This window comes from Thiomicrorhabdus immobilis, from assembly GCF_021654855.1.
GTDB classification, from domain to species: domain Bacteria; phylum Pseudomonadota; class Gammaproteobacteria; order Thiomicrospirales; family Thiomicrospiraceae; genus Thiomicrorhabdus; species Thiomicrorhabdus immobilis.
Window position 1 is genome coordinate 1,525,811 of record NZ_AP024202.1, and the last position, 20,392, is coordinate 1,546,202.

A 20,392-nucleotide genomic window follows, 5' to 3' on the forward strand; every position below is an offset into this window, starting at 1 on the left:
CGCTTTTTTCAAAAAGACCTAATCAAAGGTATTCAAACTATAGATCCGGGCATTGATGCCAAGCCATGAATGACCCTAGGTTGTACACTTCAGAAAAGCTTTGCGATAACAAGATTTGCATCGCCATATGTGAACGCTGACCAGAACGACAGAATACGATTACCGGTAAATCGGCGTCCAATAAGCTTTCACCGACACGATCAATGTCCTGTAATGGAATATTGATAGCACCCGGCAATTTACTCATAGCGAATTCTTCTGGAGTGCGAACATCGACTAACTGTGCATTTTTTTCTTTAATTAAGCGTTTTGCGTCATCGCATGGAATAAACATAATTTCTCAACTCCCAATTGTATGTTTTTATTTGGTGCGTAATATACCTTAAATCAATTCGCTTTAATAGTTTAAGAAGACGTTAAACTATTAATATCCCCCCAAGCAAAGGTTATACCTTTTAGAACCCTAATCGTTATTAATTGAATCTAATTCATTTAGGTGTCGACGATGTCCTACCAATTGACGTCCTAAGCGATAAAAACATAGGCCAACCAAATCACCGCAATAGCATAAAAAGCGGCAAGTACGTCATCCAGCATAATGCCAAAACCGCCTGAAACTTGCTCATCCACACTCTTGATTGGCCAAGGTTTCCATATATCAAAAACTCTAAAAGCAACAAAGGCAGCAAACCAATATTGCCAATTCTGTTCAGGGAGCACCAACAATACCAGCCAAATCCCTACAAACTCATCCCACACAATACCGCCATGGTCATGAACTTGCATATATTCTGAAGATTTACCACAAATGTGACTTCCTAAAAACAGAGCTAACGCAAATACCAACCAGGCGAACCATTCTGACCATAGCAAAATAGGCAAAAACAATAATAACCCCAACAAGGTTCCAGCGGTACCAGGGCCTTTGGGCGACAATCCCGAACCAAAACCAAAGCCAAGCATCAACATTGGATTATGTAATAGTTCAGAAAATTTAGGGATTCTTGGTTTATTTTTTGACATATCGTTATAGCTGATTGATGTAGAGTGGTTATCGAATTGAATAGCTCACGGGCATATCTGTAACGTTTAGATGCCACATATAAAAACAGCGTTATTTCTAACGCTGTTTTTGATTTAAAGCCTAATTACTTAGAACGTCTTTTTGCTGCCGTTTTCAAGCGCAAGGCATTCAACTTAATGAAGCCTTCCGCATCTTTATGGTTATAGGCTCCGCCATCATCTTCAAACGTGGCAATATTCTCATCAAACAAGCTGTTCTCGGAAGTGCGGCCAACCACAACAACATTACCTTTATACAGTTTGACACGCACGTTACCAGAAACATAAGTTTGTGACTGGTCAATCAACGCCTGTAACATTTCACGCTCTGGAGCAAACCAGAAACCGTTGTAGATCATTTCAGCGTACTTAGGCATTAACTCATCTTTCAGGTGAGCCGCATTACGGTCTAATGTTAAAGACTCCATTGCACGGTGCGCCTTAAGCATAATGGTTCCCGCCGGGGTTTCATAACAACCACGAGCCTTCATTCCCACAAAGCGGTTTTCGACGATATCATCACGACCAATCCCGTTTTCACCACCCACTTTGTTCAAAAATTCCATAACGGTTGCTGGTGACATTTTTTCACCGTTGATTCCAACGATATCACCTTTTTCAAACTCGATATCTAAGTAAGTCGCGACATCTGGTGCGTTTTCTGGAGAAACCGTCCATAACCACATATCTTCTTCTGGCTCGTTTTCAGGGTGTTCAATAATCCCACCTTCATAAGAGATATGAAGTAAGTTTGCATCCATTGAGTAAGGTGATTTTTTACCTTTTTTCTTCTCAATCGAAATACCATGCTCTTCAGCATAAGCCATCAACTTTTCACGAGACATCAAATCCCACTCACGCCAAGGCGCAATCACTTTAACCTCAGGCATTAACGCATAAGCATTCAATTCAAAACGTACCTGGTCATTACCTTTACCGGTCGCACCATGAGAGATAGCATCGGCACCGACTTCTTTCGCGATTTCAACCAAACGTTTCGAGATTAGAGGACGAGCGATTGAAGTACCTAAACGATACTCCCCTTCATAGATTGCGTTAGCACGCATCATAGGGAAAACGAAATCACGAGCGAACTCTTCACGCAGGTCTTCAATGTAGATTTCTTTAATCCCCATTGCTTGAGCTTTAGCACGAGCAGGTTCAATCTCTTCACCCTGACCGATATCAGCGGTAAAAGTCACCACTTCGCAGTTATATTCATCCTGTAACCACTTAGCGATAATTGAAGTATCTAAACCACCAGAATAGGCTAAAACGACCTTTTTAACATCAGACATGATTGTTTTCCTTACTATAAAACGATTAATTGCGCGAATTATACATGAAACAGCCAAAAACATCATAAATTTAGGTGTTGGATTCACTCTAACTTACAAATTATTCGTATCCATTTTGAACAAAAAACATACGCTTGATTCAAAACGCAAAAAATTCGACATAGCACTTAAAAAACCCCGTTATTTTTAGGTCAAGTGAAGTAGATATTCAAAGTAATAACAAAAGATTAATTAGCCTCCTTGAAATATTTACATTAGAATCCCATTAACTAAAGAATATAAAAAATTCAGGAACGCTTTGTCATGGCAAAACTAATGGACTTTATTAAAGTCACACCCCAATATTTCATACCTAAACACCTACTTTCGAGTGGTATGCACTGGTTCATGCAGGTTGAAACACCATGGATTAAAAATAACGTAATCAAGCTTCTAACCAAAGTTTACGGTATCAATATCAGTGAAGCGGCCGATGAAGATATTAACAACTACCCTCACTTCAACGCTTTTTTTACCCGAACTTTAAAACCAGAAGCACGCCCGATTGACCCAACACCAAATAGCTGGGTAAGCCCGGTAGATGGGTTGATCAGTCAATCCACCCACATTGAAGGTAATAAAATCATTCAAGCCAAATGCCACCCTTATACCGTTGAAGCTTTGGTGGGTGGAGACATTGGTTATGCCAAACAATTCCAAGACGGCGATGCCGCGGTCATTTATCTATCGCCAAAAGACTACCACCGAATTCATATACCGGTTGATGCCAAGCTATTATCGATGACCTACGTTCCAGGCGACTTGTTTGCGGTTAACCCTGCTACGGTGCGTCAAGTAGATGGATTATTCGCACGTAATGAACGTTTGGTGATTCGTTTTGAAAATGAACAGGGTCCATTTTGCTTAATTATGGTCGGAGCGATTTTTGTCGGTAGCATGGAAACCGTCTGGCAAGGTAAAATCACGCCGGATTACGAGCCGACAATTCAACATTGGGACTATCAAGACGAAAATATTGAATTCAGCAAAGGCGACGAAATCGGTCGATTCAATATGGGCTCCACCGTGGTTTTACTTACACCTAAAGGGCAGTTACCAGAATTAGGCAAGATTCATAGCGACACCCCTATTAAAATGGGTGAACATTTGGCAAAATACCCAAATAGTTCAAACAGTAATGAACAGCAAGACCAACATTCTTAATCATTAAGGAAGAAATATGAAACTGATTACAGCAGTAATTAAACCGTTTAAATTAGATGATGTTCGCGATGCGTTACATGAGATTGATATCCACGGTATGACTGTTACCGAGGTTAAAGGTTATGGTCGTCAAAAAGGTCATACCGAAATGTATCGTGGTGCTGAGTACGTTGTAGATTTTCTTCCTAAACTCAAGCTTGAAATTGCGATTAAAGGCGAAATGGTTGACTCTGCGATTGAAGCGATTATCAATGCTGCTCAAACAGGCAAAATTGGTGATGGTAAGATTTTCGTAACCAATATTGAACAGACAATCCGTATTCGTACAGGTGAAACGGGTACAGAAGCGTTGTAATCTAGCGCAAAGCCTATTGGGTAAATACAAGTTCAATATAACGCCACTTTTTAGTGGCGTTTTTATTCAATCGAAAAAATTTTAAGTGCGCAACTGGCCTGGTAATCGTATAGACAAGCAAATCAGGCCTCTTATTTTTATATTCACGACACCCTTTTATCGCTGTTTGCCACTAGATATCTATCAATCCATAAAAATAAATTCAATTAATGCTGGACATTCCCCCCTAAACTCTGTAGTGTACTCCTCAGCAAGAAAGAAAGCCTAAAATTTACAACCTACATTTCGCTGTTTTATTCGTAACACCCCGTTCTGAAGTTTTTAAAGTATCAGTCAAGATTTCCATGCTACACAAGCCTCTTGAGGCAATACTCTCAAATATAATTCAGGATAATTATTATGTCTAATGCAGTTAAAGGAACCGTTAAGTGGTTCAACGAATCTAAAGGTTTTGGTTTTCTAGAGCAAGAATCTGGTCCAGATGTTTTCGCACATTTCAGTGCAATCACTGGTTCTGGTTTCAAAACGCTAGCTGAAGGTCAAGCAGTTGAGTTCACAGTAACTCAAGGTCCTAAAGGTCCACAAGCTGAAAACATCGTTGCGATTTAATCTTTAAGATAAACTCTCTTAACCTTGAGTTAAGTTGAGTTTAAAGATTACCAACCATAAAAAAGGCAGGTTTCAAAACCTGCCTTTTTTGTATCTAAAATAAACAATATTACAAAGTGCTCACCTACAGCACTCTTCAGCAAACTTTCTATTGAAGTTCAGACTCTGCCATCTCTTTTACCGTTAACCTTAACAGACGCACCTCATTGCCGGTTTGATTGTGTTTATATACGCTATGCATTGGCTCCTCACGCAACAAACGATAACCTTCATGCATATAGTTAATACGCTCTTCATAATAGCGTTTTAATAATGAGGTTTCCAAACTCCAACCTTTTGGCATGGCCACGCCTTTTACCGGCTTGCTCGAGACTTTGCTCGCCAAACAGATTAAAGTGTTATCTTTCAATTTTGTAAATTGAGTGCTCAGCCAATCACAAGGCATTTCACTCTCACCGAATTGAGTCAGCATCACCATATCTTTAGAGGTCTCTAAACCACCGCCCTCTAAAGCGGCTAAAAACTCATTGGCTTGTTTTAAATCTAAAAAACCGATTCTTAGTAAATCTTCATCAGAACAAATTGCAGTTGGATGCAAAGTACCTTCTACAGAACCTAACGCATCCAAAGCCTTTTGATTTTTTAATGCTTGCTCTTTATTGATAACAATCGAATAACCTTCAATTAAAACTGCCATTTAATTTCCTATGTGATGTGTAGTGATATCCACTGCAAAGTTGAATTTTATATAAGCAAAATGCTAAACAGTTAGCCTGCAAAAAACAACCGATTAACATTACAATTCATTATGCAAATCATAACTAACTCAAACTCTATTCACGGTTAAGTTGGTTTTAGCGAAGCTTAATTAAAAACTCAAGTAACTGAAACTTTAAATCCAGACAACCTTTCTAGCCATCTATCAATGATTCAATCCTTCTTTGGCTCTAAATACTGTTTACGAAGTTCGGTGTATTTTTGAATTTTCTGTTCAACAATGCCATTTAAACTGTCTTTAGGATAACGGCCTTTTTTATCTGCCACACCCATATCCACACCACTTAATATCGATAGCATCTCATCCACCGTTTCTACCGAATAAACTGCAAACTGGCCAGCTTTTACCGCTTGTAAAACTTTAGAGCTTAACATGAGGTGAACTCTATTGGACGCAGGGATAATAACACCCTGCTCCCCGGTCAAACCACGCTTATCACAGAGTTCAAAAAAACCTTCAACCTTCTCATTTACACCACCAATCGCCTGAATCTCTCCATGTTGATTCACAGAACCCGTCACCGCTAAACTCTGTTTTAATGGAATATCCGCTATTGCAGAAAGTAACACGCACAGTTCCGCAGCTGAGGCGCTATCGCCTTCAACCTCACCGTAGGATTGTTCAAAGACCAAACTCGCTGATAAAGCGAGAGGTTTCTCTTTTGCGTAACGATAAGCAAGATAAGAGGAGAGAATCATCACCCCTTTGGAGTGAATCGCGCCACCCAATTCAACCTCACGCTCAATATCAATCACTTTACCAGAGCCCAATCGAGCAGTAGCGGTAATACGAGTAGGCCGTCCAAAGCTAATATCGTCTAGCTGTATGACACTCAGACCATTGATTTGACCGACCTTTTCACCACTGGTGTTGATTAAGTGAATCCCTCTCAATATTGACTCTTGAACACGCTCACGAAGCTGCCCGCTTCTCATTAAGCGGCTATCGATTGCTTTTTCCACATCTTCTCTAATGATGCCCTTGCGTTTAGCTTGCTGCGCCCAATAATCGGACTCTTTTAGCAAATCGACTAAACTCCCCATATGCAATGACACTTTTTCGCCATCGTCAGCCATTCTAGAACAATGCTCAATGACTCTCTCCACCGCCGCTTTATCCAATGCCAACAGTTTGTTTTGCTGTTGTAGCCCAGCTATCATGCGAGCATATAAAAAACTATTTTCGGGGTCGCGATCCATATCTTCAGAAAAATCAGCCGCCACCTTGAACAGCAGCCCAAACTCTGGGTCAAATTGTTTCAACAAGTAGTACAACACCCTGCTACCCGTTAACACGACCTTCACATCCAGTGCGATAGGCTCCGGTTTTAGTGAGATTGTGCTGGCCATGCTTAGAATTTGCTCTAAGGATTCAATTTTGACGACATGTGAACGTAACGCTCTCTTTAGACCATCCCACGCATACAGCGACGTCAAGACCTTACGAGCATCCAACACCAAGTATCCACCGTTAGCCTGATGCAAAGCGCCAGATTTAATAAGCGAGAAATCGGTTAGCAAAGTACCGAAGTGGGCAATATGCTCCACTCGACCAATGAGATTTTGGTAGCTAGGGTTATCCTCGAAGATAACCGGTGCACCTTCCGTTGTACTGTTATCAACCAACACATTGATTTGATATTCGGTAAACTCTGGAGGCAATTGATTGGCGGTTAAGGTCGCAGGTGGTTTTTCAGCGGCATATTTTCTGAACAGATCCGCGTTGTTGATAATATCCTGTTTGACGAGTTCCAAAAATGCCTTAACCTCGGCTATATCTGCGTAATGGGCTTGCAGATCTTGAGCATAATGCGTGACCGTCATATTGGAAACATCACGGTTCAATTTTTTAACACTTTCAGCCATCTCTTTTTGCCAAAGTGGGATCTGTAACAAGATTTTCTTCAACTCATCTCTGAGCTCTTCGACCACACGAGTAATCACCTGTTGCTCATCGTCCGGCAACTGCTTGAACTCCTGTGGCGTAAGCACTCTTCCCTCTTTTTTGGGGCCAAGATTCCAACCGGTGGCGGTACGAGCCATCATGATATTGTTCGTTTCCGCTTTTGCGGCAATTTCCTGTAATGAAAGATCTTCTTTATGCACAAAAGCATCATGGATGGTTTGATATTCGGCTTGATACTGGTCACTTTCAAAAGCGGCGGGAATGGCAATCAACAAGTCAGAGATGAATTGCACCATATCTTGCTGCAATGACTTCCCCCTGCCTTTAGGGAGTTTTAAAACCAGCGGTTTTTCAGGAAACTCAAAATTGTTGACATAACACCAATCAAAAGGGGGTTGCGCGTGCTTAGCTTGCTCTTTTAATAAGGCTTTAACGGTGGTGTTTTTTCCTAAACCAGTTGAACCTAAGACAAATAAATTATAGCCCTCATGCTTCATGCCCACACCAAACTTAAGTGCGTCCATAGCACGATCTTGCCCTAGATTTTCAGTTAAAGACTCCAAATCGGAGGTGGTCTCAAATTCTAATTCGGATAGGTCGCATTGATGATATAGATCCGCATTAGATAATTGATATTTTCCTGGCTGACCTTGATCATTAGATGCCGTCTTTTTCATAGAATCACTCTCATATTTAAATAATGCGTTTAAATATCACATTGTAAAATTCAACTACCGTTCAGCATACCATGGCAATAATAAACCTAAAAATCCATTTCATGGCTATCATTGAAATGCTTTACATGATGTTGAGTTAAATCAAGTTGGTTTAGAGCTCTACATCGACCAGCTATTGATTGGCCAATTAACTCTAAGGAGCAATGCTTGGAATAGGTTTCTACCTCCAAAAGCTTGACGATAAGATGAAGAGTAATGAACGGCAGAGAATGACAATAGAGAATAACGATAGAGACCGAAAACAGAACGCTTAAAAGACGGTGATGATTTCAGCCTTTAATCAAAGAAGCTTTTTTTAAGATGGTTGCTGTAACCTAATATTGTTATAGGAAAGAAACACCTACATGGTTTTTTTGCCATTTTTTACCGGCCTCACCTAAAGGGACCACCTCCCATTCCCAGGTGGTCTCAGCTTTTGGTGGCTCGACATCCCACCAAGGATCAAAGCGCTCCACCTCCTGCCCCTGTTCATCAAACTCAATATCGAGGCGATCGGCAATCAAGCAGACCTCACCGGAAAATTGCTTGAGGTAGTTGACGTGGGCAAAGATCAATTGCTTACCGACTATATCAGCCGCCTCTTCGGAAAGTTTATAATCATTAAGCAGCCAACGCACCGGGATTAGAGGTAATTGAGTAATTAAATTCAAGGAAACCACCAAATCGATATGCGGATCATCCAACCAGGTAGATGGTGCTTGAACCATGGCTTGACCTTCTGAAATCCACTCCAAAGACTCGGTAACATCATGCTCTATCAATTCGACATTATCGAATTTTGCGGCTTTCTCACGGGCAGATTTTAAGAACACCAAATCCACCAACATCACCCTTTCAAACCGGTTGGATAAAGCCTCCAACGGTACATCATTTAATGAACCTGCACCAAAAATGAGTACTTTACGATGTTGCACCGCTCGAGTCATTGCTTGCAAGATGACTTGTTGACACTTTTCATAATGCATACCCCACTCTTGCTGACAACGGTCGGCACGGGCTGACATAGCAATTGCTTCTTTTAAGTATCCCATTTTTTTTGCCTGCTCAATTTGAGTGGGAGTGGTCAAATACTGCCAAAATTCAAATATCATTGAGAGTGCCTCTAGTGAATTTAAGTCGACTAATGTCATCGTTAGCCTAGACTTGCATTTTATTGCCTCATACCTGAACCGAACGGAATCTTTAAAATCCAATCAATTCAAATACATTCACACTAATGATGATTACTCATCAAGCCCTAAAGCCTGAGTTTTACGTGTTAGGGTATTTCGTCCCCAACCAAGCAACACTGCAGCTTTTTGACGATGATTCCCACTGGCATTCATAGCAACTTCGATCAAGACTTTTTCAAACATTTGCTCTGCGGTAGTATGCAGACCTTCACGGCCACTTTTCAAAAACGCTTCAGACCAACGACGCAAAGGTTTCTCCCAATTATCACCACTACAATCGTCCCCCTCTATCTCCGAAGGGTTTTGTAACTCAAGAGGCAGGTCTTCCATATAAACCGTTTTATCTGGCGCCATAATGGTCAGCCAAGTACATAAACTCCTTAACTGTCTAACATTACCAGGCCAGGGTAAATTGGATAAAAACTGAGTCACCTCTTTACTTAATGTCTTCTCTTCAAGCCCTAACGCCTTAGCCTCTTTTTCCAAATAGAAACGTAACAACAAAGGTACATCTTGAGCACGCTCCCTTAACGCTGGTACCTTGATACGGATAATATTCAAACGATAAAGCAAATCCTCACGGAATTTCCCTTCACGCACGAGCTGTTTCATGTTTTGGTGAGTCGCCGCTACGATTCTAACATTGGTCTGAATAGCACTTTTGCCCCCTACTCGATAGAAACTACCGTCGTTCAACACTCGAAGCAGACGCGTTTGCAAATCAACAGGCATATCACCAATCTCATCTAAAAACAGAGTTCCGCCATCGGCCTGTTCAAAACGTCCTACTCGCTGTGAGTGCGCTCCGGTAAAAGAACCTTTTTCATGTCCAAAAAGCTCAGACTCCAATAATTCTCTGGGGATGGCGGCGGTATTTAAAGCCACAAAAGGGCCTTCCGATCTTGGGCTTAACTCATGTAATGCTTGGGCAACCAACTCTTTACCGGTACCTGTTTCACCATTTATCAACACCGTGACATCCAATTGTGAAACACGCCCCAACACCCTGAAGACCTCCTGCATCGCGGGAGCGGCACCAATGATATTCAGGGGTTGCTTATCGGTTTTAGCCGAGCGTTTGACCTTTTTGACACCGCCTGATTTAAAACGTTTAATCGCCCTATCGACAAGGGTGGTGACTTCATCGATATCGAAAGGTTTAGGAAGATACTCAAACGCTTTACTCTGGAACGATTTTACCGCTGTGTCTAAATCTGCATGCGCAGTCATGATGATGACCGGAATGTTTTTATCCAACTCATGCAACGCTTCCATAAAGGTCAAGCCATCCATATCCGGCATACGTACATCACTGACCACGACGGATGGAGGGAACGCATCATAAGACTTCAAAGCAATTAACGGCGAATCGAAAATCTTGACCAAATAAGGCTTGTCTTCCAAAGCGGCCTCTAATACCCAGCGTATTGAAGCATCATCATCAACAACCCAGACAATCGGTTCCACACTATCTGCAACGTTATCACTCTTTATACTCATGCCTCATCTTCCTTCTGTTTCAACGGTAAATACACGGTAAATACCGTATTACCAGGTTCACTTTCTGCAACAATCAAACCATCGTGTTGACGCAATACATTTTGTGCCACGGGCAAACCTAAACCGGTTCCCTCTTTCTTACTGGTCACCATCGGGTAAAAAATCGAATCGAATACCGAACTGGGAATCCCCTCACCCTCATCCTTAATACTGATGGTAGCGACCAACGGATAAGTTTTAGCACCCAGGGTGAACTTATGCTCAACACGGGTTTTGATGGTTAAAAAACCACCCGTTTTCTCCATCGCCTGCAAGCCATTTTGAATCAAGTTCAATAACGCTTGTACCATGGCGTCAAAATCCATATAAATATCTGGAATACTCGGGTCATAATCCAACTTCACATAAACGTTTTCCGGCTTTTCACCCTCAATCACTTGCAAGACATAACGAATCAATTCATGCACATTATGCGCTTCTTTATTTGCGGTTTTTTCTGGCCCTAACATGCGATTCACCAAGTTTTTAAGGCGGGTCACCTCCTTGGAGATAATGTCTAAAAAAGCAGACTCTTTGTCTTCAGTGCCAAATCGTTTTTGTAGCAATTGGGTCGCACCCAGAATACCTGCCAATGGGTTTTTAACCTCATGTGCAAGGGTCTTAACTAAAAGGTTACCCGCTTCATACTGATGCCAACGCTCATCTTCCTCAACAATTCGGTGATGGCGCTCCGTATTATAGATTTCCACAAGCCAACCCATTTCATCATTCAACTCATAAGGAGAAATGGTACAACTCACACGAATCTTTTCCATTTCTTGAATGGTGATGACATATTCATGAATGGTTACCCGTTTATCCCGCGATTGATTCAAAGTATCCACTAGGCCTGGTAACAATATCTGCCAACTTTCTCCCAGCATTCGTTTGGGACTCACCTGAAAAATCTCCCCGGCGGCCACATTCATAAACTGAATGGTCTCTTTTTTATCCAACCACAAAACCGCGGTAGTCAAACCCTCAAGCACTTCATAAAAAAAACTTTTAGACATCATTTTTGATTAGCCTTCTTAGCTTTTGGTTCGCCAACGTATAACGCCATAGCCAACCGGTAATCAATGGCATGCAGACTCTTGTCTTCAACCTCTACCAACAAAGGACCGTTTAACGGTGCCATATTTTTGATCGTTAATGAAACACCGGTAGTCAATCCAATATTCGCTAGATAACGTAACTCTTCAGGACTACGGTTTTTAATGCGAATGACCTGGACTTGCTGCCCTAGCGGAATATCGATCAATGGCACTAAGTTTTGTTTCACCAACTCGCCATCAACCGATGGAATCGGCGATCCATGAGGATCATGAGTAGGCTGCCCTAAATCGTCCCACATACGATTCGCTAACGTATCCGAAACCGCATGTTCGAGCACTTCCGCCTCTTCATCAACCTCATCCCAAGAATAGTTCAGACGTTCGACCAAATAGAGTTCAAGAATACGATGCTTACGAATCATATTTAAAGCGATTTTACGACCCGATGCAGTCAAACTCACCCCGTAATAAGGCTCATAGGAGATAAAATCTTGCTCAGCCAACTTTTTCAACATATTGGAAACAGAAGCTTGAGAGATGGACAGTCGCTCGGCAATCACGGAGGTTTGCACCCCTTTCTCTGAGCTTTTATCTTCAAGCTTATAAATAATTTTTAGATAATCTTCCAAGGCTTTAGATGCCATTAAAACCGCTCTCTTTTAATCCGTTGTAAAACACTTATGAGTTTGCTGAAAGCGGTTCAGCGCCATGGGTCATCATCTCACGGATCACATCAGGATCGGGAAAAGCAAAAACGTATAAGATCATGAACAAGATATAGAAAACAAAGCGTCCCACACCTTGAAACTGGAGTTTTGGATGACTTAAAACGGCAATCGCCAAACCGGATACAATCCCCCCTAGCGTGCCCAAGGTAGCCGCCAACATCGCGAGTAAAGCGCCAAACGCCATTACATAGTAATGCCATGTAAACTTTGCTTTTTGTTGATTCATTGATACTATTCCTGCTAATTATTAATGACAACCATTAACACAATGGTTTGTAAGTGAGTATATTCTACACTCTAAATTCGATTGAGTTGAAATACTTCCTCCATTTTGGTGCAATATTGCACAGTAAAATTTTCTGCTGACAAAATGAAATTACAGCAGATAAAAAGTTATTTAATTCAAGAGGTCAACGAATGAAAGATCCTATTATTGTTATCGGACTAGGGGAGTTAGGAAGCGTATTTGCAAGAGGCTTCTTGCGTTTAGGCTATCCGGTACAAGGCGTTTCTAGAGAGATGGATTCTGCCGTTATCGCAAAAGCAATCCCGAATCCTGCTGCCGTTTTAATCGCCGTAGGCGAAGCCGACATTACCCAAACACTTAAGACCCTACCTCAAGAATGGAAAGACAAAGTCATCCTATTGCAAAACGAGTTACTTCCAAGGGACTGGAAGGCCGCTGAAATCGATAACCCGACAGTCATCTCGGTTTGGTTTGAAAAGAAAAAAGGTATGGATAGTAAGGTCGTATTGCCATCGCCAATTTTTGGTGCAAATGCCAAATTGGTTTTTGATGCCCTTTCACAAGTTGACCTACCAAGCTTTATTTTAGACTCGGAAGAAGAGTTGACCTATGAACTGGTGCGCAAAAACCTGTATATCTTAACCACCAACATTGCCGGCCTAGAAGTCGGTGGTAATGTTGAAGGTTTGGCCAATGAACATGCTGGGATCATGAATGCTGTCGCCAATGACGTCTTAGATATCCAAGACTGGCTAACCGATTCGAGCAATGAACGTACACGTTTGATGTCAGGGTTAATAGAGGCAATCAATGGTGACCTTGCCCATGGCTGCATGGGACGCTCTGCGCCAGCAAGGCTTACTCGAGCGATTGGCTTTGCAGACCAAGCAGGCCTAGAGGTTGCAACCCTGCGTGACATCGCTGAAAAACACCTGTAATACGTCGTTTTAAACCTACCAGGCCTGGTTAATACCTAAACCAACAGGCCTGGTCGGTTTTCCAAACCCAATACCTATCGAATCCACAACACAACCAGTCACTCTGAATCAACTTAGATAAATCAGCCCAGCTAATTCACTTCAGCCAAATGCATTCACCCTTGATTCTTTCCGCTTGTAACATTACTCACTAAAACACTCTTAATTTAGCCACTTTTGTTAATTTTGTTAGAATGGGAATTAAATCGTTCAAAGGAATCAAAGATGATTAATGAACTACAACACCCTCTTGTCAAAGACTTAGTGAACCGTTTGCGCTCAAACCAGACACAGGCAGAAGAATTCAAGACAATCATTGCCGAACTCAGCCGGTTATTGGCATATAACGCCTTAACAACCCCTCCATTAATCCAATCAACCATCGATACTTGGCAAGGACCGGCTGAATACAGTTTCATTAAACAGGACGATCTAATCTTCATTCCGATTATGCGTGCCGGCTTACCCATGTTAAGCGGCCTTAGTTCGCTGTTTCCACATAGCCCAAGCGGTTTTTTAGCAATGCGCCGAGATGAAACCACCCACCAAGCCAAAACCTACTATGACCGCATACCCGAGTGTAACGATAAAATTGTAGTGTTATTAGACCCAATGGTTGCCACAGGCGGTTCTTTAAATGATGCGACAACCCTCATTAAAAGCAAAAACCCTAGCAAAATCATCTGCTTGAATATCATCGGCTCAAGAGAAGGCTTAGATGTTGTTGAAAGCAATCATGCCGATGTAGACATTCACATCGCCCAGATTGATAAAACATTAGACAGCAATAAATTTATCATTCCAGGACTTGGCGATGCAGGTGATCGTGCGTTCAACACACCAGAGTAAAAGAAACCGATCTGTTGGTGAACAAGCGTTCATAAAACCACAACGACATTGCCACTGATTGCTGTTCTTAGAGAGGGAAATTAAATGGGAATTAAATAGGATAAATCCTAGACAATAAAAAACCCCGTTTTTCTATTGAAAAACGGGGTTTAGAATATGGTGGGTCGTGAGCGATTCGAACGCTCGACCAATTGGTTAAAAGCCAACTGCTCTACCAGCTGAGCTAACGACCCATAATCGTATGATAAGCTCAATACAAATTGTTTCCAAACAAACCCAAAAATAAATGGTGGGTCGTGAGCGATTCGAACGCTCGACCAATTGGTTAAAAGCCAACTGCTCTACCAGCTGAGCTAACGACCCGCTTGGAATGGGGCGTATTATACAAGCCTGTCAAAAGTGTGCAAGTCCTTTTGACAATTATTTAACATTTATTTGAACTTTTTTATCTGACTCAGACGGGGATTAAGGCTGATATATCGTTGGATCTGGCACACCAGCGTCGCTAAACCCTTGTTTTCTCAAGCGACATGAATCACAAACCCCACAAGCACGCCCCAACTCATCCGCCTGATAGCAAGATACCGTTAAACTGTAATCCACACCATTTTTGATGCCTTGTTGGATAATTTCCGCTTTGCTCAAATCAATCAACGGAGTTTGGATATGCATTTTATGCCCTTCAACCCCCGCTTTGGTTGCTAAATTGGCCAGGACTTCAAAAGCGGCTATGTACTCCGGACGGCAATCAGGGTAACCTGAGTAATCTACCGCGTTGACACCGATAAACACGTGATCGGCCTGTAAGACCTCTGCCAAACCTAAAGCGTAAGATAAAAACACCGTATTTCGTGCCGGCACATAGGTGATAGGAATTTCATTCTCTTCCACCCCGCCTACCGGGACATCAATGGAACTGTCGGTTAACGCAGAGCCACCAATCGCCCGCATGTCCATATTCATAACGCGATGTGTTTTAGCCCCCAGCTGCACCGCCAACTTTTCAGCCGCATCCAACTCTGCACGATGCCGCTGACCGTAATCAAAACTCATGGTATGGCACTCATAACCTTGTGCAGTGGCAATCGCCAATACGGTGGCTGAATCCAACCCTCCTGAGAGCAACACAACGGCTTTTTGAGGTGAAACCGAATGTTCTTGTGATTGACTGTTTTGCGTTTGCGACATCAATAACTCTCCAAACGCTTCTGCGCATTTTTAGCGGCCTTGCTATGTGGACGACTGTCGATGATGTCCTGATATAATTTTTTGGCTTCCGTTATTTGCCCTAAACGATCATACGCATCACCGGCACGAAGTTTCGCATCAGGAACTTTTGATGAATCCGGGTAACGCTCTATCACCAGCATAAAAGCGTCTAATGCCGCCTGGTTTTGGTCTTTAATCAAATAGCCTTCACCACTCCAATAAGCCGCATTACTCGCTAAATCGCTCTCAGGATAATTGTTTAAAAATTCCTGAAACGACTTAATCGACGCTTCGTATTTAGAGGCTCTCATTAACGCAAAGGCCTCTTTATATTGCTCTTTTTCCAACTCAGTTGGTGTACGTGTTTTAATCGGCATCGAGACCGCTTGACCTTCTGTGGCCGCAACAGGCTTATCAGCCGTGGCTAATGTTGCTGAAGCGACATTAACTGAATCGGATGCTGCTTCAGTTGCTTTTGAATTTTCGGTAATAGAATTTTCATTCACCGAATCTTTAACCGCTGAATCCGCTTTAGAGTTGTCACTCACACCACCTTTCTGCGCTGATGGAGTTACAGCAACCTGAACCTGTTTACTTGGGTCTGAATCGGCACTGGAATCCATACTTGAATCACGACTGCCAGCTCGCTCATCTTGATTCTTGTTGAAAGCGACACCACCTTCTAAAGCACTGAAACGCTCATCACTCTCTTTATAACGCTTATCCATCAAACTTCTTAGGTTTTTAAGTTCACGTTTCAAACGATCGTTCTCATCTTGCAATGATTGGATATCTCGCTGTTGCTCACCTAACCGACGACTTAATTGCAACAGGACAGGATTTTCCAGCATGCGTTCCAAACGTTTCACACGCTGATCTAAGGTGGCACCCTCAACGGCCTTTGCTGGCAGGGCTACACTTAGACTTAGAACAGAAACGGCTGAAATTAAAACAAAATTACGCATTACCAATCCTTATTTGATTACGATTTCTACACGACGGTTTTTCTGCCATGCTATTTCATTACTTTGTACATCTTCTGGCTGCTCCTCACCAAAGCTGACCACTTCAATGCGCTCTTGTTGCACACCAAACAACATCATCGCCTGAGCCACGGCCTGGGCTCTTTTCTCACCTAACGCCAAGTTATATTCAGGGGTTCCACGTTCATCGGTATGCCCTTTCAAAACCACTTTTTGTTTAGGGTTCGCCATAAGGATATCGGCGTGATAACGTACAATATCCGTTGCTTTATCATCTAAGTCGTACTGATCGTATTTAAAGTAGATAATCGGTGGGTAAATGGAGTCCACATCCACCATCTTCATCTCATCTAAAGATTGCCCTGTTCCTAGATTTTCTCCACCAGCCTGAGAACCACTTGCCGGAATCACTTCAACACCATTGGCAGAGTCACCACCAACACCAGGTGCGGTATCCGTAGTCACTTCAGGGTCATTCATGCCACTGCCAGCTTTGTCCGGAGTTGAACTACAGGCCGCAAGTAAAGAGATTGCCGCAATAGAAAAGAGTTTTTGTAATGTATGCATTTGAAACCTCATCGGTTAATTTGTGTGTTAATTTTAATGCTTAAGTTTTGAATGTTCATATATGGAAATGGGTTCTACCAGCGAAATCATTTCACCAAATACGGACCCCAAGCAGGCTCACGTACTTCACCATCTTTCACTTTGAGTGTCTGTGAGGTCTTACCATCGATTGCAACCACCGCCAACTCACCTCTACCATTTTTATTCATCGCATACAGAATCATCTCGCCATTAGGTGAAAAGGTTGGAGACTCGTCTAAATAAGTGTTGGTCAACACTGAAAATTCATTGGTATATAAATCCTGTATTGCAATATGAAATCCACCATTACCGTTTACCACGGCTAGATAACGGCCATCGGGAGAGATTTCAGGGTTAGCGTTGTATTTACCCTCATAGGTGACACGGCGAATCTCGCCGGTATCCAAGAACACCTGAAAGACTTGAGGTTGACCACGACGATCAGAATTGAAGAAAATCGAATTGCCGTTTGCCGCCCACGTCGCTTCAGTTTCAATTGACCAGTTACGTGTTAAACGGCGTAACTTTTGCGTCGCCAAATTCATAATATAGATATCGGCACTACCATCCTTTGAAAGCGTTAGCGCCATCTGCGTGCCATCCGGAGACCACGCTGGAGCGCCATTAATCCCTTTATAGCTGGCAATCACTTTTCGGTACTTACCATCTAAACTTTGCACAATGATATTAGAACGCCCACTTTCAAATGACACATAGGCCAACTTACTCCCATCCGGGGACCAACTTGGAGACATGATCGGCATCTTGGACTTTAAAATCGGTTGGGGATTAAAGCCATCCGCATCGGCGATTTCAAGGGTATAAAGTCTTTTACCACCTACCTTACGTAGTGTCACATAAGCGATTTGGGTGTTGAAAGCCCCCCTTACCCCGGTTAACTCTTCGTAAATCAAATCACTGATTTGATGGGCGATTTGTCTTAAACTGTCTTTGTGGATACCACTCCAACGTTTTCCAATCACCTGGTTTTTACGCAAAACATCCATAAACCGCATATCAATTTGATAAAGGTCATTACCTTGAGAGACCACTTTACCGATAAGCATGTTATCTAAATCAAGCGCTTTCCAATCATCAAAGTTGATGGCATCGATATCCGTTGGCAAAGCAGGCAATGAATCTCTTGAAATAGGGCTAAAGCGCCCACTTCTTCGTAAATCGGCCGCAACCACAGAAGCAATATCAACAGGTGCACCTTGTGATGAAACCGGCTTAGACAAATTCGGCTGATTGGCCATAGTGGCGGCATCTTCAAAACCAAATGGCACAACCGCTATCGGCAATGCATTTTCGTAACCTTCATTGATTTCGATTGTTAACTCTGACCAAGCGGGTAATGAAAAAACCAATAACACACTCAATACAATGGATTGAATTTTAAGATTTAGTTTTGACTGTAAATGCAAAGGAATCACCATTCATTTTGATTTAATTATTTAGAACACTTTCTATCGTTTAATTGACAGAACGCCTAGAAAACTAACCAGGCCTGGTAAAATTATAAAACCAGGCCTGTTAGTTTGTTTGTATAGTTTCATGATACTCGAACAACGTTTAAATACAGCATCAAACAATGCGGCTATGGTTTAAACTCAAAGGTAATTTCACGTTCAAACAACTCTTTAACCGGTGGAGCTGGGAGAGGTTCAGCACGGTAAACCGCTTTTTCCGCCGCTTCTTTAAACTGCTTGGTGGCTTCTTTATTACAGTTCAGCACCTTAACACTGGTAATATTCCCACCAGGTGACTGCGTAATCTTTAAATCACACTGAGCATCAGGAGAGATTCGAGCCGGCGTTCTCCAGTTGTCTTTGACTTTAGCGGTAATCGATGAAATGTAAGATTCTCTTAATGAGAGCATTTGCTTACGTTTTTGTGCCGCTCTCAACTCAGCCGCTTCTTCATCCAATTGACGCTGTAACGCAGCCGCCGCTTCCTGCTGTTCTTTTTGGCGTTGCGCCTCAATGGCCGCTTTCTCCAACGCTTTCTTCTCTTCCGCTTTTTTCGCCAACTCTTTCTCTAAGACTTTCTTTTTCTTCTCTTCTTCCAAACGCTGTTTTTCTGCCAGAGCGGCCTTCTCTTTAGCGGCTTTACTTTGCTTTTCCGCATCTAGAGCCGCTTTTTTAGCTTGTTCGGCTTTTTTACGCTCTTCATCCGCTTTTTTCTTTTCAACCAAAGCTAAACGTTTCGCTTCTTCCGTCTTCTTACGCTCGGCTTCAGCTTTGCGCTTCTGCTCTTCAGCCTGCTGTTTGGCCTTATCCGCTTTGGCTCTTTCGATTTCTTGTTTCTTTTGCAGTTCCTTCAAACGCTCACGCTCTTGGTCTGTCTTAGCCGCCAGCATTTTCTGTTCATAACGTTTGGCTTCTTGCTGTTCCTTAAGCTTACTTAGCTGAGCTTGAACCTGGCTCGCATCCACCGTAAAGGTTTTCATAGGTTCTAGCTGGGCGATTTGTTTTACATGTTGCGGAGGCTGGTTGTCTTGCTCACCCTGCGAAGAGACTTTAATCACTTCCTTTGAATTCCAGTTAATACTGAATGCACCCACAATCGCGATGTGCAGCATGAACGCCAAAAAGACCGAAACAGGATGTTTAGAAATAAATTTTAACATTAGGGCTTCACCAACTCAGGTTCTGTCATTAATGAGACGTTCTCAACACCATTTGCCTTCAACAAAACAAATATATGCACAACTTTACCGTAGGGTGCGGCTCGGTCACCTTGAATATAAATGGGTTGTTGATTTAATTGTGAACGCGCCATAACTTCGGCAACTAAAGTCTCTAAATCCTGGCCGCTTAAGGTCATCTCAGGCTGCTCGGAGGTCTTATACAAACCATCGTTGGTGACCGTAATGACAAAAGGTTTGTTTTCCTCGGTTACCGGCGTTGATGGCTTAGTCACTTCAGGTGTTTGCGGCAGGCTGACGGTTACCGCTTGCTGCACGATGGGAGCCGTGACCATAAAGATAATCAGCAACACTAAAGTGACATCAATGTATGGCACGACATTGATTTCAGCCATTAGGCGTTTTTTGCTTCTACTACTACGAAAACCATTCTGCATTGTCTTTCCTA

At 42.4% G+C, this 20,392-nt stretch carries 21 protein-coding genes and 2 tRNA genes; 5 read left to right on the plus strand and 18 right to left on the minus strand.

Going from position 1 to position 20,392, the window contains the following annotated elements; all coding sequences use genetic code 11:
* Positions 1-37 precede the first annotated feature (37 nt).
* The 3 genes from L6421_RS06930 to L6421_RS06940 all read right to left on the minus strand — a co-directional run bounded on the left by L6421_RS06930 (position 38) and on the right by L6421_RS06940 (position 2,426).
* The gene (locus L6421_RS06930) at positions 38-334 is read right to left on the minus strand and encodes a rhodanese-like domain-containing protein (RefSeq protein ID WP_237260813.1); all 297 of its coding nucleotides are present in this window, start codon (positions 332-334) and stop codon (positions 38-40) included.
* A gap of 191 nt (positions 335-525) precedes the next feature.
* Complete coding sequence (locus L6421_RS06935) at positions 526-1,023, minus strand: phosphatidylglycerophosphatase A family protein (protein WP_237260815.1); 498 nt, start codon at positions 1,021-1,023, stop codon at positions 526-528.
* 125 nt (positions 1,024-1,148) lie between these two features.
* A complete protein-coding gene (locus tag L6421_RS06940) occupies positions 1,149-2,426 on the minus strand; it encodes an argininosuccinate synthase (RefSeq protein WP_311195298.1) in 1,278 nt (425 codons plus the stop codon).
* A 237-nt stretch (positions 2,427-2,663) separates the two neighbouring features.
* Here L6421_RS06940 and asd point away from each other — a divergent pair, with 237 nt between their 5' ends.
* From asd to L6421_RS06955, 3 genes are all read left to right on the plus strand, one after another.
* On the plus strand, positions 2,664-3,563 hold the full coding sequence (asd, locus tag L6421_RS06945) for an archaetidylserine decarboxylase (RefSeq protein WP_237260818.1): 900 nt from the start codon (positions 2,664-2,666) through the stop codon (positions 3,561-3,563).
* A gap of 16 nt (positions 3,564-3,579) precedes the next feature.
* A complete protein-coding gene (locus L6421_RS06950; RefSeq protein WP_237260819.1) occupies positions 3,580-3,918 on the plus strand; it encodes a P-II family nitrogen regulator in 339 nt (112 codons plus the stop codon).
* Between the two features lie 399 nt (positions 3,919-4,317).
* The gene (locus L6421_RS06955) at positions 4,318-4,527 is read left to right on the plus strand and encodes a cold-shock protein (RefSeq protein WP_237260820.1); all 210 of its coding nucleotides are present in this window, start codon (positions 4,318-4,320) and stop codon (positions 4,525-4,527) included.
* A gap of 148 nt (positions 4,528-4,675) precedes the next feature.
* On the opposite strand, the gene L6421_RS06960 is transcribed toward L6421_RS06955, so the two are convergent.
* The 7 genes from L6421_RS06960 to L6421_RS06990 all read right to left on the minus strand — a co-directional run bounded on the left by L6421_RS06960 (position 4,676) and on the right by L6421_RS06990 (position 12,667).
* Entirely contained in the window at positions 4,676-5,224 is a 549-nt protein-coding gene (locus tag L6421_RS06960) for a hypothetical protein (protein WP_237260821.1), read from the minus strand.
* Positions 5,225-5,457: 233 nt separating this feature from the next.
* Positions 5,458-7,887 (minus strand): Lon protease family protein, encoded by a 2,430-nt coding sequence (locus tag L6421_RS06965; protein WP_237260823.1) that lies wholly within the window; start codon positions 7,885-7,887, stop codon positions 5,458-5,460.
* A gap of 383 nt (positions 7,888-8,270) precedes the next feature.
* Positions 8,271-9,038 carry a hypothetical protein gene (locus tag L6421_RS06970; protein WP_237260825.1) on the minus strand — a complete coding sequence of 256 codons (768 nt, stop codon included), beginning with the start codon at positions 9,036-9,038 and terminating at the stop codon, positions 8,271-8,273.
* A 132-nt stretch (positions 9,039-9,170) separates the two neighbouring features.
* Positions 9,171-10,619 carry a nitrogen regulation protein NR(I) gene (ntrC, locus tag L6421_RS06975; RefSeq protein WP_237260827.1) on the minus strand — a complete coding sequence of 483 codons (1,449 nt, stop codon included), beginning with the start codon at positions 10,617-10,619 and terminating at the stop codon, positions 9,171-9,173.
* A complete protein-coding gene (gene glnL / locus L6421_RS06980) occupies positions 10,616-11,671 on the minus strand; it encodes a nitrogen regulation protein NR(II) (protein ID WP_237260830.1) in 1,056 nt (351 codons plus the stop codon). Before glnL ends, ntrC begins: the two co-directional genes overlap by 4 nt.
* Complete coding sequence (locus L6421_RS06985) at positions 11,671-12,357, minus strand: metal-dependent transcriptional regulator (protein WP_237260832.1); 687 nt, start codon at positions 12,355-12,357, stop codon at positions 11,671-11,673. The genes glnL and L6421_RS06985 overlap by 1 nt, the downstream gene beginning before the upstream one ends.
* Positions 12,358-12,391: 34 nt before the next feature.
* Entirely contained in the window at positions 12,392-12,667 is a 276-nt protein-coding gene (locus L6421_RS06990) for a hypothetical protein (protein ID WP_237260834.1), read from the minus strand.
* A gap of 191 nt (positions 12,668-12,858) precedes the next feature.
* On the opposite strand from L6421_RS06990, the gene L6421_RS06995 reads away from it, so the two are divergent.
* Together L6421_RS06995 and upp are read left to right on the plus strand one after the other, a co-directional pair.
* Positions 12,859-13,626, plus strand: coding sequence for a hypothetical protein (locus L6421_RS06995; protein WP_237260836.1), 768 nt, complete (start codon positions 12,859-12,861; stop codon positions 13,624-13,626).
* A 264-nt stretch (positions 13,627-13,890) separates the two neighbouring features.
* A complete protein-coding gene (gene upp, locus L6421_RS07000) occupies positions 13,891-14,514 on the plus strand; it encodes a uracil phosphoribosyltransferase (protein WP_237260838.1) in 624 nt (207 codons plus the stop codon).
* 157 nt (positions 14,515-14,671) lie between these two features.
* Here upp and L6421_RS07005 read toward each other — a convergent pair.
* The 8 genes from L6421_RS07005 to L6421_RS07040 form a co-directional block, all read right to left on the minus strand.
* A tRNA-Lys gene (locus tag L6421_RS07005) sits at positions 14,672-14,747 on the minus strand.
* A gap of 54 nt (positions 14,748-14,801) precedes the next feature.
* A tRNA-Lys gene (locus L6421_RS07010) sits at positions 14,802-14,877 on the minus strand.
* Between the two features lie 102 nt (positions 14,878-14,979).
* Entirely contained in the window at positions 14,980-15,702 is a 723-nt protein-coding gene (queC, locus tag L6421_RS07015; RefSeq protein WP_237260840.1) for a 7-cyano-7-deazaguanine synthase QueC, read from the minus strand.
* A complete protein-coding gene (gene ybgF / locus L6421_RS07020; RefSeq protein ID WP_237260842.1) occupies positions 15,702-16,688 on the minus strand; it encodes a tol-pal system protein YbgF in 987 nt (328 codons plus the stop codon). Before ybgF ends, queC begins: the two co-directional genes overlap by 1 nt.
* Positions 16,689-16,697: 9 nt before the next feature.
* Positions 16,698-17,273: a peptidoglycan-associated lipoprotein Pal gene (gene pal / locus L6421_RS07025; RefSeq protein ID WP_237260844.1), complete on the minus strand. Its 576-nt coding sequence runs from the start codon at positions 17,271-17,273 to the stop codon at positions 16,698-16,700.
* A gap of 86 nt (positions 17,274-17,359) precedes the next feature.
* Entirely contained in the window at positions 17,360-18,721 is a 1,362-nt protein-coding gene (gene tolB / locus L6421_RS07030; RefSeq protein ID WP_237260846.1) for a Tol-Pal system beta propeller repeat protein TolB, read from the minus strand.
* 173 nt (positions 18,722-18,894) lie between these two features.
* Complete coding sequence (gene tolA, locus L6421_RS07035; protein WP_237260848.1) at positions 18,895-19,926, minus strand: cell envelope integrity protein TolA; 1,032 nt, start codon at positions 19,924-19,926, stop codon at positions 18,895-18,897.
* On the minus strand, positions 19,926-20,381 hold the full coding sequence (locus L6421_RS07040; RefSeq protein WP_237260850.1) for an ExbD/TolR family protein: 456 nt from the start codon (positions 20,379-20,381) through the stop codon (positions 19,926-19,928). The genes tolA and L6421_RS07040 overlap by 1 nt, the downstream gene beginning before the upstream one ends.
* Positions 20,382-20,392: the final 11 nt, after the last annotated feature.